We start from the raw sequence: 12,804 nt of genomic DNA on the forward strand, positions 1-12,804 counted from the left end.
TACAGCTATTGCGAGCCTGTTTTCGCTGCCCGTTCGAGAACCACACCAGACAACGTAAATCACCACACCCGATATAACGACGTGTGAACCAGATGCTGTACCGTGGTCGGGAGCTAACCATTGCGGTGGTGATCATCGCTGGCCTGATGGGAATCATTGCTGTCGGCGTGTTCGTCGCTGATGTTGACGAAGCGGCCCCTTCGCCGGAACCGTTCGACTCAGTGACGACGCTGGGTATCTCACAGGAAGACCAGCGTGACGCCGAGCACGAGGACCTCTCGATCCCCCGTGTGCAGGTGTTTTACTCCCAGTACGAGTACGTAGTCGGCTACTACGGTGTCGAGCAGGCAGTTAGTACGCTCGACCAGCCCGAACACGAGCAGCAGTTCGGCTACCCGCTGGTCGTCTACGTCTCGAACTACGGGAGGACGTCAGTCGAACTCACGGATGAGGGGTATCTGACCGCCGAGACATCGACTGGCTGGGTCGATGCGAGCGATGCGTCTTTCGTAGTCGACAGCGAGGCGCGTACGCCCGCTGGAGATGCGGTCGTCCCGTTCGGCACGGAATCCGCTGCCGCCGAGTTCAGTTCGGAGTACGGCGGCGAGGTCGTAGATTGGGCTGAACTCCGCACCAGAACGTTCGATGTCGATAGCGCCGATATCGTCCGGGACGGGGTCGACGACCAGCGCGCACAGGCGGACGATCGGGTCGACGCTGTCACTCCCCTGCTCGACCGCGAGGAAGTACGCACCGTCGAGGACGGAGAGACGATTCAGGAAGTGATCGACGATGCACCGGCGGGGTCGACAGTCAACGTCGAGCCGGGGACGTACGAGGAGACGATCAGTATCGACAAGCCCCTTACGCTCAGTGGCGACGACGCGACGATCCACGGTGACGGCGAGGGGAACGTTATCGAAGTCCGGACCGACGACGTAGCCATCGAAGGAGTTCACGTCGAAGGGGTTGGCAATCAGACTCGCGATCCCGATGCGGCGACTGAAGACGAGGACGAAGATGACTGGGACGCCAACATCGAATCGGGGTACGGACACGGTGATGCTGGCGTCCACGTCGTCGACGCAAGCGGCGTCTACATCGCTGACGTCTCGATCGAGACACCGGCAAACGGTGTCTTACTTCGTGACGCCCCGGACGCGGTCGTCGATGGGATCGCAGTCGATGGGAGCGAGGAGTGGCGTGACGGCTTTATGGGCGTCATGTCGATGCGTTCGCCGGGTGTGGTCCAGAACTCCACGTTCGACGGTGGCCGCGATGGCGTCTACCTCCACCGCTCACACGGGACTGTGATCCGGGACAACGAGTTCTACGACAGCCGCTTTGGCGTCCATCTGATGCACAGCTCGGACTCGGTGATCGCGGACAACCACGCTCGTGGGCACGAACTCGCCGGGTTGACGATTATGACGAATCCGACTCACAACGCGATTGTCGGCAACGATGTCCGTGAGTCGACGCATGGGATCCTTCCCGCCGGATCACAGAGCTACGTCGCCGACAACGTCGTCGCGGACAACGAGTACGGGATCACGACAAGCGCGGATCAGTCGCTATACGAGAAAAACGTCGTCTACGACAACGATGTCGGTCTCCGAACCGGATCGATCCTGGCTTCGAACCGGGTCGTACAGAACGATATCATCGCAAACGACCAGCACGTCGACGCGAACATCGGACCGCTCCGGATCTGGACATTCGACGGAGCGGGCAACTACTGGGATGGTGCGTACGGCTCGTCATCCGGTGGCGTACTGGACCGCTCATACTCGCCGACAGACCCCGTGCAGAGCCAACTTCATCGGACCGATGGCGCGGTGACCCTCGCGGAATCCCCCGCCGCACGGGGGCTGAGTGAGTTACGCGGGACAACGCCCGGACTCCGTAGTGGAAGCGTCATCGACACCGCGCCGCTTGCGGAGCCTGCAAACCCTGAGACGCTCGCAACGCTCGACGAAGAGCAACGGTCCGACTCCGTCGAGGAGGGGGGTGACACATCGTGACGACCGAGGCGATCCTTCGAGCCGAATCCGTCAGTCACTCCTTCGATGAGGTCGACGTGCTCGACGATATTTCGGTCGACGTCGAGCCGGGGCAAGTGATGGCGATCGTCGGACCGAACGGGTCGGGAAAGACGACGCTCTTGCGCGTGCTTGCCCGATTGTTATCGCCGACCGAGGGGACCGTCGAGTATCGGGGGCCGGACCGCGAGCGCGAGATTGGGTACCTGCCCCAGCGTCCGACCTTCAGACCGGGGTTTACCGTTCGTGAGACGATCGATTTCTATCGCGCGCTCGTAGAGGAGGAGGGGACGGATCGGCTCTCACAGGTCGGCCTTGCGGACGCGTCCAACCGCCGCGTCGAAGCCCTCTCTGGCGGAATGACGCGACTGCTCGGAATCGCACAGGCAACCGTCGGCGATCCGCCGCTTGTCGTTCTCGACGAACCGGGGAGCGGGCTCGATCCCGGGATGCGGCGCCGGACCTTCGAAGTTGCAAACGAACTCGCCGCCGACGGCACAGCAGTGCTCGTAAGCTCGCACGATCTCTCGCTAGTCGAACGAACCGCTGACCGCGTGCTCGTGCTCGACCGCGGAAGCGTCGTGGCAGACGGGACGCCGACGGACCTGCGGTCGGCTCACGGCGTCGACTCGCTCTGGGATGTGTTTGGAGCGGCCACGACTGGTTCGACTGAGACGGTCGATGTCGCGGGGGTAAGCACATGAGCGGTCGCCGTGCGGCGCGGGTCCTCTTCGGTCGTGAACTGGCGAGTATCGTCCGGTCGCGTAGCTACCTTCTACTGTTCGCCGGTGTCGCCGCCGTTATTATCGGTATCGGGATCGTTGGTGGTGGCATCGACGCCGGATACGTCCCGACCGCGGTCGATCTGCTTTTGCCGCTCGAACTGCTCGTTCCGGCGGTCGCGTTCGCGATCGGCTACCGGTCGATTGCGGACGATATCCAGCGTGACGAGCTGTCAGTACTGGAGACCTATCCGGTGCCTGACTGGGCGTACGTCGCGGGCGTGTACGTGGGCCGAGCGGTCGCTCTCGTGGCGATGCTCGGTCTCCCACTCTTCGTGGTCGGTATCCTCGTCTGGCTCTCCGCTGGACCGGACACGACGATCGTCGCGACCCACCGTGGCATCGACTCGCCACTCCTGTTCGGTCGGTTCGTCCTCCTGACGCTTGCCTACGCACTGATGGTGCTGGCTGTGGTGCTTGCACTCTCCGCGCTGGCGAGCACCCGGAAAACGGCACTGACGTTCGCTGTCGTCGGTCTCGGTGGACTCGTAGTTGGGCTGGATCTGCTCGTCCTGCGTGGTGTCGGGGCGGGATGGGTGACCGGTGATACCTTGATTACAGCAATCGCGGCGTCGCCCACGAGTGCCTACCGGGGGCTGGTGTTCGAGACGGTACTGTACGTCGCGTTCGAGACTGAGACCGGCTACGCCTCGCCCGTCGCGAGCACGTTCAGTCTACTGGTCTGGACAGTGATCGGGCTGAGCGTCGCTGCGCTGGGCGTCTCGCAGCGGTGATCAGTTCGCCATCGCATCGAGTAGCTCGCGGTTGATCTCGTCGTGGGTGACGACGTCACCACCGTGTTCGTCGGCGAAGGTCGCGGCATCGTCGTCGTCCCCGAACGGAATCAGATCGGGACCCATCGCGCCGTGGACATCCGATCCTGCGGCGAAGGTCATTCCTGTTTCATCGGCGTAGTCGTCCGGGTCCAGGTGCGCAGAGATGAACGGCTGCTCCTCGTCGTCCGTGAGGCTGTAATCGACGCCGCTGTAGTCGGTGAGATACGTGACGATCGGCGTTTGCCCGGCATCTTCGGCATCGAACCGGTACTGGTAGGTACAGGTACCGCTACAGAAGTGTGCTGGGCCCTCCCGATCGTCCGGGTAGTCCTCGAAGAATATTTGCCCAGTTGGGCCAGGGTGTTCCTCGATCACCATGCCACACTGATCACAGGACTGTCCGTCGTCGAGGGCGATCGGCTCCGGTGTATCGTCATCACCGAGACAACCGGCGAGCGCGCCAACCGCTACCCCGGTCGCAGCTACCAGGACCCGTCGTCTGCCGAGATTGTTCTCGTACATGGAGGGAAACAGGCAGTGGACCACATTAGGGCATCTGGTACGAGCGCCGAAACCCGCCTATAGACTCCGCGAAGAGTTGAGGACGACCAGAAGACTCGACAGCGCCATTGCGGCGGCGGCCAGCAGGGGGTTGAGGTGGCCGGTGATCGCGAGTGGAATCGCGATAGCGTTGTAGACGAACGCCCAACCGAGGTTCTGTTTGATCCGACGGTTCGTCCGCGCCGCGAGGTCGAACACGTCCGGGACGCCGCCGAGGTCGCCGCTGGCGATCACGGCATCTGCGGCGTCCGTCGCTAGCTCGGTGCCATTACCGAGTGCTATCCCGACGTCCGCAGCGGCCAGCGCCGGTGCGTCGTTGCTCCCGTCGCCGACCATCGCGGTCGTGCCCTGCGCTCGAAGCCGCTTGACGGTCTCGGCTTTGGCTTCCGGTGGGACTCCCGCGAACACATCGTCGACCGCCGGGGCGACACGGAACCGCTCGGCCGCTGCTCCCTCGTCGCCGGTGATGACGACGACCCGCCGGTCCTCGCCAACCCGTGACAGGACGTCGTCCCAGTTCGGTCGTGGCGTATCGCCGACCACCACGACGCCCGCGGCCCGTCCGTTCCACCCAACGACGATCGGCACGGATCCGCTGTTACGCGCCTCGGCGATCGTCGATTCGAACCGGGAGTGGATCTCCCAGTCACGTTCCGCGAACAGCAGTGGATGGCCGACAACAACCTGATCGCCGTCCAGTCGTCCCGTAACGCCGCGGGCGTGGCGTTCGAACTCGTCGACTTCGTGGGACGAACTGTCGTCAGCATCGCCGGCGTGTTCGACGATCGCCCGGGCGACCGGGTGTTCCGTAAGTCGTTCCAGCGCGGCCGCACGGGCGAGCACGGCTTCGGTGTCGTCGGCGTCGACGCGCTCGACCGTCATTTCGGCTGTCGTCAGCGTTCCGGTCTTGTCGAAGGCCACGATGTCGACCTCCGGCGCGTCCTCGAAGATGGTCTCCGCGGCGATCACGATCCCGCGCTTTGCGGCCGTCTGTACGCCGGACGCGACAGCAAGCGGTGTAGCCAGTCCGAGCGCACAGGGACAGGAGACGATCAACACGGTGAGCGCGGTGAGCATCGCCGGCGTGAACGCTGATCCGGTGGCGAGCAACCAGAGGGCGGTGACCGATGACAGCAAAACGACGAGCGGGACGAACACGATCGCGAGCCGATCTGCGAGCCGCTGGACGCCGGGGCGCGTGCTCTGGATCGACCACAGCAGTTCGACGATGCGATCGAGCGTGCTTGCGGCCTCCTCGCCGACCTCGACGACGAGCGGCTGGTCGGTCACAACCGTCCCGCCGAGCACGGGGTCGCCCGGCCCTTTCTCGACGGGGACGGATTCGCCGGTGATCAGCGCCTCGTCGACGGCCGCGCTCCCGTCAAGAACTGTCCCGTCGAGCGGCACCCGTTCGCCCGGCCTGACGAGTAGTTCCTCGCCAGCATCGACCGCGTCGATCGGGACGGACTCGCCGCTCTCGTTCAGCCGGGCGTCCTCGACCTGTAACTGCGTCAGATCAGATAGCAGTCCCGCCGCGCGTTCCTTGATCCGCCCCTCGTAGTAGTTGCCCGCGGTGACGACCAGGACGACCGCTACCGTTACGTCGAAATACAGATCCGACCGCCCGGCGAGCATCGCGAGGGTGCTGTAGGCGTAGGCCCCTGTTGCAGCGAGGGTGACGAGCAGGTCCATGTTCGGCTGCCTCGCACGGAGACTGACGAGGGCTCCCCGAAGGATCGGATACCCGGTGTAAAAGAGAACCAGCGAGGTCAGCAGCCAGATGTTGGCGTAGATGTAGAGCCCGTCGAAGCCGCCCAGCTCGACGACCGGATCGAAGCCGAAGTAGGTGGGGTAAAGAAAGAGCACGTACCAGAGCATCACCATCATCCCGAACAGCCCGCCGCCGAGCAGGAACTTGACCAGCGCGGCGCTCTCGGTGGAGCTGTTCGTATCGTCCGCTCGTGGACGTGCCTCATAGCCCATCCCCGAGATCGCGTCGGGAAGATCACTGGGATCGGTCGTCTCGGCGTCGTAGGTGATCTGGACCGTGTCGGTCGCGTAGCTCGCCCGCGCCGCCTCGACGCCGTCGATCTCACTCGCACGGTTTTCGAGGAACAGTTCACAGGTCGAACAGTGCATGCCATCGACCGCGAGGTACAGCTCCTCCCCTTCAACCTCATCGGGATCGTCGGCGGTGTCCGCCCGGAGTTCGTCGACTCCGTCAGCATCGACGTCACCGAGGGTACGCTGGACCGCCAGACAGCCTCTGCAGCAGAACTCGCCGTCCACCTCGGGGTCGGTGATGGGTTCTGCGGGAACTGGCAGTTCGCAGAGGCGACACTCGGCGTCGGTTTCTGTCGACTGTTGCCGGGTGGAAGCAGCGTTCTGCATGGTCAGAGCGGCTGATAGTGAGGGAGCGGCGGATGCGGCAGATGGATCCCGTACAGCATCAGTCCGTGCTGGAGCGGTATGTATCCAAGGAGAATGAACGCAGCACCAAGCGCGCGGTGGACGCGGCGACGGGACGTCGCCGACACTGCCTGAATGAACGTGCCGTAAATAAAGAGCGTCGGGATCGTCCCGAGGCCGAGTACGCCCAGTACGATCGCACCGTGGATCGGATCGCCCGTTGTGAAGGCGTACAGATAGGCCGGATAGATGATCGGACAGGGCAGCAGACCATGGATCGCGCCGAGACCGACGATCCCACCGGAAGTCGCCAGGCGGTCGACACGGCTTGCGAGGAGTCCACTCAGACGTCTGAAGACGGTTCCGAGGACCGGAATCCGCCCGCCGGGCACGCCCGACTGACCACGGAGGTAGTAGACGCCGGCGAGGATGATCGCGATCCCGACGATGATACCAGTGCTGGCACGCACCGAATCACCGGCGGCCGCGATAGCCTCACTCGAAGCGAATGCGACGGCACCGAGCAGGCCGAACACCCCACCGATCGCCGCGTAGCTGGCAGTCCGGCCGAGATTGAACAGCCCGTGCTGGCGGACCTCGAACCACGAGAGCGTGTCCGAGCGGCGGTCGTCCCTGGACGCCGAGATCCGGTCACCGTACGCCGTGACGAGCGGCCCACACATGCCGAGACAGTGTGCGCCCGCGAGGAGCCCGATCAGCACGAAGACGCCGAGTTCAACGACCGAGAGACCGCCAGCCCCGACCACCGCGAGAACGGTCGCGCTCATCCGCTATGTCGACTCGTGGGAGTCGTCATCGGAACCGTGGAGGTCCCCCTCGACAGGCTGCATCGCGATGTACAGCGACCCGAAAATGATCACGATGTTCACAGCCGCAACGTAGCCGGCCAGACTCGGGCGTCCGATCGCGTACACGAGCGCGGGGATGATGGCCAGTAATCCCAGCGCTGCGCCGTGTCGAGGCGTGAGAAGAGAAGTAGTCATACCCACATATCGGGGGATGCCCTACATGAATCTTGGTCACAATCCCAAAACATGAGAATAGACGACAGCGTAGAAATGAGGTGTTTCTAAAGGGGCCATATGACCGAGGAACGAGAAATACGAGAAATCGGGCACGACGAGTTCGACCCGATCGGAACGCTCACGCTGATTGCGATATATTTCGTGATCCTCACAATAATGTGGTTCTTCATGTACTTCGTCGAGTTCGCCGAACACGGCCCGACGGTGGTCGGTACAGTATGAATATTCACAGCTACGAGAAACTCTGGCTCGTCGCGTCGATGGTGCTCATCGTGGGGTTCATCGCGACAGTAACCTACGGGGCTGTCGGCCTCGGTATAGCGATGATCGACGACTCGGAGTCCTCGATCGATCCGGACGGACTCGACGAGGACGAGCGATTCGCTGATCCACGCGTCGCAGAGATGGATGATGGGACCTACGAGGCGTACGTCGTTGCCGAACAGTACCGGTTTAATCCCGATCCCCTCGAGGTGCCGGCCAACAGTACAGTGACCTTCCACGTCACCTCGCCGGACGTGATACACGGCTACGAAATCGTCGGTACGAACGTCAATACGATGGTGATTCCCGGGGAGGTGGCGACGATGACGGTCGAGTTCGAGGAGCCTGGCGAGTACGGAGTCGTCTGTAACGAGTACTGTGGCGCGGGCCACCACGGGATGGAAGGCGAGGTACATGTCGTCCCTGAAGACGAGTTCGAGGTGGACGAAGAATGAGCACGTACGTCGATCGGTTTCCACAGGAAGCCCGTATCATCCGTTATTCACTGTACAGTTCCTTCGTCGCGCTGTTTTTCGGTGGCGTCTTCGGCCTGATACAGACGCTCCATCGCACTGATTTCGTCCGGATTATCGACTCGACACAGTACTACGACGTGCTGACCGGTCACGGCGTCTTCATGGTGATCACGTTCACTATCTTCTTCCTGGTCGGCATCTTCACGTGGGCAGTCACGTCGAGCCTCGATCGACACGTCGAGGACATCCGGTTTACCTGGTCGTGGTACGCGCTGATGAGTCTGGGGACCGTGTTCGTGGCGATCCCGATCTTCGCGGGCTTTGTCGATTCGATCAACATGAGCGCGGCTGTCCTCTTTACGTTCTACGCACCGCTGCAGGCTCATCCGCTCTTTTACATCGGACTGACGATGTTCGTCATCGGGACGTGGCTTGCCGGTGCTGACTGGTTCCGATCGTGGTGGGCATGGACCAAAGAGAACCCCGACGACAGGATTCCGTTGCAGACGTTCATGGTGCTGACGACGATGATCATGTGGTACATTGCGACGCTCGGTATCGCTGTCGCCATCCTCGTCTTCTTGCTCCCCTGGTCGCTGGGCCTGGTCGATACAGTCAATCCGCTGCTGACGCGGACGCTGTTCTGGTACTGGGGTCACCCCGTCGTGTACTTCTGGTTGATGCCCGCGTACCTGCTGTGGTACACTGTGCTGCCCAAGCTTTCGGGCGGACGGCTCTTCAGCGACCCGCTCGCACGTGTCGTCTTCGTTCTCTTCCTGTTGCTCTCGACGCCGGTCGGGATCCACCACCAGTATCTCGATCCCGGTATCGCGGAAGGGTTCAAGTTCATCGCGATGACCAACACGATGTTCTTGCTCCTGCCGAGCCTGCTCACCGCCTTTACCGTGGTCGCCAGCATGGAACACGGCGCGCGACAGCGCGGTGGCGAGGGCAAACTCGGCTGGCTCAAGGCCCTTCCGTGGCGCGACCCGGCCTTCGCCGGGATGGCGCTTGCAGGGTTGATGTTTGCCGCAGGCGGATTTAGTGGGATGATCAACGCCGGCATGAATATCAACTACCTCGTGCACAACTCGCTGTGGGTGCCCGGCCACTTCCACCTGACAGTCGGGACTGCCGTCGCGCTGACGTTGATGGCGGGGACGTACTGGCTCCTCCCACAGCTCACCGGCTCCCCGCTGTACAGCAAACAGATCGGCCTGTTTCAGGTGATCCTCTGGTTCGTCGGCATGACGTTCATGTCGAACGCGATGCATCGGGCCGGTCTACTCGGTATTCCGCGCCGGACTGCCGAGCCGCAGTATCAGGATGTCACTTTCGAGGCATCGATTGGGACGGTTGGAGAACTGGACGCCCAGATCGCGCTCGGCGGGACCATCCTCTTTGTCTCACTGGTCCTGTTCCTCGGGAATGCCCTGCTCACCGCGCTTGGGCCCCGCGTCGAGAACCCTGTCGACGATGAGCTGCCTCCGGCACTGTCCGGACCCGAAGACGCCCCGCAGGTCCTCGACAATCTAAAGCTCTGGACGGCAATCGCGATCGTGATGGTTATCCTCGCGTACACGCTCCCTCTCGCCAGCATCGTTAGTGACGGTGGCCTGTTCGGTCTCGGTGGTGAAGCCTTCCCTGTCATGGCCGATCTCACTCACTTCATCGAGGTGTTGCGATGAGTAGGATCTCGAATACAGGGCTCCTGATCCTGATCGGGTTTAGCATCCCGGTACTAATCGAGCTCAGGACGCTCCTGTCATTCGTGAACATCGAGGTTTCTGCCCGTACCACGATGCTCGTCGGAGGGCTCTACATCGCCGCCCTCATCATCTATGGGAGGTTCCCGGACGGTTCGAGCGTGAACTCCTGATCAGCCCATGGAACGAGTACACCGACAGACGGTTCCTGAGACGTCCCCCCCGTATCGACTGCTTGCAGCGGGTGCCGGAGTGCTCCTGGTGGAAGTAGCCGCCGTGCTGGCGTACGTACAGACGTCCGGTGCGACCGATGTGTCGGCCTGGCAGTATGCGTATCCGTTGATCTGGATCAACCTGTCACTAGTCGCGATTGTCGTCGCATGGCGACGGTCTCCGCCAGTGTCCGGAACGGTCTCTGTGATCGCAGGTGCATACTTTTTGCTCCTCTCGTGGGTCGGCGGGCTCGTCTCTATCGGCGGTGCGGGTGGTGGTTTCACGGTTCATTCGCTCCCCCCCGGGTGGGGACCGATGATCGTCTACGAAGGATCGGGCCTCACAGTATCGGTCGTTCCGTTCCGCGTCGTCGCCTACCTCGGACTGACCTATCTGGTCTACGTTGCACTCGGTCGATCGCTTGGAGCCGGTTCTGTCGGACTGGTCGGCCTGTTGAGCTGTGTGACCTGTACCGGTTCACTGCTTGCCCTCGTCGTCGGTGCACTCAGTGGGGGATCGGTCGCGGCGACTGGAACACTCGATAGTGCGGCAGAACTCTCGTTGGTGATCTATGCAATATCCCTTGTCGCTCTGGTGTGGGTCATCGAACGACCTGCCGATTGAGACGTTCTCAGATCGCGGGAAGCGACTGCCTCTTTAATAATCCGGTCCCCAAATAACGGGTTGAGAATATGTCCAGTCACAAAGCACTCGAAAGCGGTGGGGTCGATTTCGGCGAACAGTTGTGGTTTCGCGCGCTCGTCGCTGTCCTCTGGCTCCTTGTTGGTGGACTGACAGCGATTGGCGTCTACTCCGTCGCTCCAGGACTGTTTACAGCCGTTCCGACACCGCTTGTCGGATCGATCGTCTTCGTCGGTGTCCTCGTCATCGTGACGATGTACCTCGGTCGAGAACTATCGGCAAAGTATCAGCCCCAGCGACGATTGTAGCTGTCCGGTAGCGCAGCAGTCGCCTCGATCTAGTCCGTTACGCTGGTTCGGTTGGATGGATTTTTAATACTCGGAGTATAACCCCTCCATATGACCGTTGACGACGCTGCTGACGACCACGGGCACCACCTTCCCGCGGTGAAAGACTTCCCCCGCGGATTCGGGGAGGCTAGCTGGTGGCCCTTCATTACGGCGGTTGGTGGATCAGGATTTTATATTGCTGCTGCAATCTATCTACTCGGTGAACAACTCGTCGGTGGCGTCACGTTCGCACTGAGTGCACTGATCTTCCTCGGCGGGATCTACGGCTGGCTCTACCACGCCTTCGTCGCCGACTTCTGGAGTCGTGAAGCCGATCATAAACACGAACAGAAGCTTCGGTGGGGAATGCTCACTTTCCTCGGCTCCGAGATAGCTACGTTCGGTGCACTGTTCGTCTACTACTTCTTTATCCGCGTTGGCGCGAGCTGGCCGACCGGTGATTTCAGCGATGTTCCGGCGCTAGTCAATTCCGTTGTGATTTTCAACACGATCATCCTGCTCGCCAGCAGTGCGACGATCCACTACGCACACGTCGCGCTTCTCAACGAGAACCGAAAACGGTTCATCCGACTGTTCGGCCTGACGATCCTCCTCGGCGTGATCTTCATTAGCGGCTGGGCGTTCGAGTACTACGAGTTCATCGTCCAGTACAACTACGGCTTCTTCGAGGGCGCGTTTTCGAACGGTTTCTACGCGCTGACTGGTCTGCACGGTATTCACGTCGCGCTCGGTATCGTCATGATGAGTATCGTATTCGTCCGGGCGCTCAGGGGGCAGTACTCCGCCGAACGTCACGTCTCCGTGAGCACAACCTCGATGTACTGGCACTTCGTCGATATCGTCTGGGTGTTCCTCGTCGTCGTGCTGTACGTCGGCGCAGGGCTGTAATCGCGCATGTCTGGAAGCCAAACCCACGGTCCGAGCCGGTACGAGGTTCCGGACGATGCACCGACACACAGCTGTCCGTACTGTAACCGACCGTTCAGGACCGAACGGCTCCGCAAGTTGCACGTCGGGCTCGATCATCCCGAGTCGATCGATGACGACGAACGTGATACGTTTCAGGAAGCCTACTTGGCGGAAAACGATGAGATCGGTCTCTTCCGACTGAAAGTGCTGGCTGTGCTCGTACTGATTTATTTCTCCTTTCTGTTCGTCTACCTGGCCGTCAACTGAGCGCGCCAGTTCGACGGGGGTTACATTCCCATGTCCCTCGCAGCGTCGGGTACCGGGAGATCGTTCGGTGACGTCCCCAGTAGTTCGGCGGCGTGGTCCAGTGCCATGTCGAAGCCGTAGTAGCGTTCGAGTTCGTCGCCGTCCGCACTCGGCCGGACTTTCAGCATCGCGTAGCCTTCGCTGTTCTGGGCGATCGCGGCAGTCCGGCCGTCCACTTCGAACGCGAGGATACGCTCGGTGTCAGTCGTGTAGTACTCCGCGGTGACGTCGTCTGCCTCGGCGGTCCCGTCGCTCATACACGGCGGTTAGGACGGCCCCTAATCGAAGCTGTCGGTTCCGGAAGCAGTATCGGAACGGCAAA

Annotated in this window: 15 protein-coding genes and 1 pseudogene; 11 read left to right on the forward strand and 5 right to left on the reverse strand. The window is 61.8% G+C overall.

Annotated elements, in window-relative coordinates; all coding sequences use genetic code 11:
* Positions 1–92 precede the first annotated feature (92 nt).
* From AArcS_RS03900 to AArcS_RS03910, 3 genes are read left to right on the forward strand one after another with little or no spacing between them, the layout of a single operon-like run.
* The gene (locus AArcS_RS03900; RefSeq protein WP_238479973.1) at positions 93–2,024 is read left to right on the forward strand and encodes a NosD domain-containing protein; all 1,932 of its coding nucleotides are present in this window, start codon (positions 93–95) and stop codon (positions 2,022–2,024) included.
* Positions 2,018–2,746, forward strand: coding sequence for an ABC transporter ATP-binding protein (locus tag AArcS_RS03905; protein ID WP_375139645.1), 729 nt, complete (start codon positions 2,018–2,020; stop codon positions 2,744–2,746). The genes AArcS_RS03900 and AArcS_RS03905 overlap by 7 nt, the downstream gene beginning before the upstream one ends.
* Positions 2,743–3,558, forward strand: a complete 816-nt coding sequence (locus AArcS_RS03910) for an ABC transporter permease (RefSeq protein WP_238479112.1) — start codon at positions 2,743–2,745, stop codon at positions 3,556–3,558. Before AArcS_RS03905 ends, AArcS_RS03910 begins: the two co-directional genes overlap by 4 nt.
* On the opposite strand, the gene AArcS_RS03915 is transcribed toward AArcS_RS03910, so the two are convergent.
* The 4 genes from AArcS_RS03915 to AArcS_RS03930 are packed head-to-tail and all read right to left on the reverse strand — an operon-like array spanning position 3,559 to position 7,574.
* Positions 3,559–4,122 (reverse strand): nitrous oxide reductase accessory protein NosL, encoded by a 564-nt coding sequence (locus AArcS_RS03915; RefSeq protein WP_238479113.1) that lies wholly within the window; start codon positions 4,120–4,122, stop codon positions 3,559–3,561.
* Positions 4,123–4,179: 57 nt separating this feature from the next.
* Positions 4,180–6,552, reverse strand: a complete 2,373-nt coding sequence (locus AArcS_RS03920) for a heavy metal translocating P-type ATPase (protein WP_238479114.1) — start codon at positions 6,550–6,552, stop codon at positions 4,180–4,182.
* A 2-nt stretch (positions 6,553–6,554) separates the two neighbouring features.
* A complete protein-coding gene (locus tag AArcS_RS03925; protein WP_238479115.1) occupies positions 6,555–7,358 on the reverse strand; it encodes a sulfite exporter TauE/SafE family protein in 804 nt (267 codons plus the stop codon).
* A 3-nt stretch (positions 7,359–7,361) separates the two neighbouring features.
* Complete coding sequence (locus AArcS_RS03930; protein ID WP_238479116.1) at positions 7,362–7,574, reverse strand: DUF8131 family protein; 213 nt, start codon at positions 7,572–7,574, stop codon at positions 7,362–7,364.
* 99 nt (positions 7,575–7,673) lie between these two features.
* Here AArcS_RS03930 and AArcS_RS03935 point away from each other — a divergent pair, with 99 nt between their 5' ends.
* From AArcS_RS03935 to AArcS_RS03970, 8 genes and pseudogenes are all read left to right on the forward strand, one after another.
* The gene (locus AArcS_RS03935; RefSeq protein ID WP_238479117.1) at positions 7,674–7,838 is read left to right on the forward strand and encodes a cytochrome oxidase; all 165 of its coding nucleotides are present in this window, start codon (positions 7,674–7,676) and stop codon (positions 7,836–7,838) included.
* A pseudogene (locus tag AArcS_RS03940) lies at positions 7,835–8,329 on the forward strand (cytochrome c oxidase subunit II); the annotation flags it as partial. The gene AArcS_RS03935 and the pseudogene AArcS_RS03940, both read left to right, overlap by 4 nt.
* 2 nt (positions 8,330–8,331) lie before the next feature.
* Complete coding sequence (locus tag AArcS_RS03945; RefSeq protein WP_238479119.1) at positions 8,332–10,044, forward strand: b(o/a)3-type cytochrome-c oxidase subunit 1; 1,713 nt, start codon at positions 8,332–8,334, stop codon at positions 10,042–10,044.
* A complete protein-coding gene (locus tag AArcS_RS03950; protein ID WP_238479120.1) occupies positions 10,041–10,235 on the forward strand; it encodes a hypothetical protein in 195 nt (64 codons plus the stop codon). The genes AArcS_RS03945 and AArcS_RS03950 overlap by 4 nt, the downstream gene beginning before the upstream one ends.
* A 7-nt stretch (positions 10,236–10,242) precedes the next feature.
* Positions 10,243–10,899, forward strand: a complete 657-nt coding sequence (locus AArcS_RS03955) for a DUF7546 family protein (protein WP_238479121.1) — start codon at positions 10,243–10,245, stop codon at positions 10,897–10,899.
* 68 nt (positions 10,900–10,967) lie between these two features.
* A complete protein-coding gene (locus AArcS_RS03960; protein ID WP_238479122.1) occupies positions 10,968–11,225 on the forward strand; it encodes a hypothetical protein in 258 nt (85 codons plus the stop codon).
* Positions 11,226–11,315: 90 nt separating this feature from the next.
* Positions 11,316–12,155 carry a cytochrome c oxidase subunit 3 gene (locus AArcS_RS03965; protein ID WP_238479123.1) on the forward strand — a complete coding sequence of 280 codons (840 nt, stop codon included), beginning with the start codon at positions 11,316–11,318 and terminating at the stop codon, positions 12,153–12,155.
* Between the two features lie 6 nt (positions 12,156–12,161).
* Complete coding sequence (locus AArcS_RS03970) at positions 12,162–12,443, forward strand: DUF7410 domain-containing protein (RefSeq protein WP_238479124.1); 282 nt, start codon at positions 12,162–12,164, stop codon at positions 12,441–12,443.
* 20 nt (positions 12,444–12,463) lie between these two features.
* On the opposite strand, the gene AArcS_RS03975 is transcribed toward AArcS_RS03970, so the two are convergent.
* Entirely contained in the window at positions 12,464–12,739 is a 276-nt protein-coding gene (locus AArcS_RS03975) for a DUF7111 family protein (RefSeq protein ID WP_238479125.1), read from the reverse strand.
* Positions 12,740–12,804 lie beyond the last annotated feature (65 nt).

The sequence above is a fragment of the Natranaeroarchaeum sulfidigenes genome (assembly GCF_017094485.1).
GTDB lineage: Archaea > Halobacteriota > Halobacteria > Halobacteriales > Natronoarchaeaceae > Natranaeroarchaeum > Natranaeroarchaeum sulfidigenes.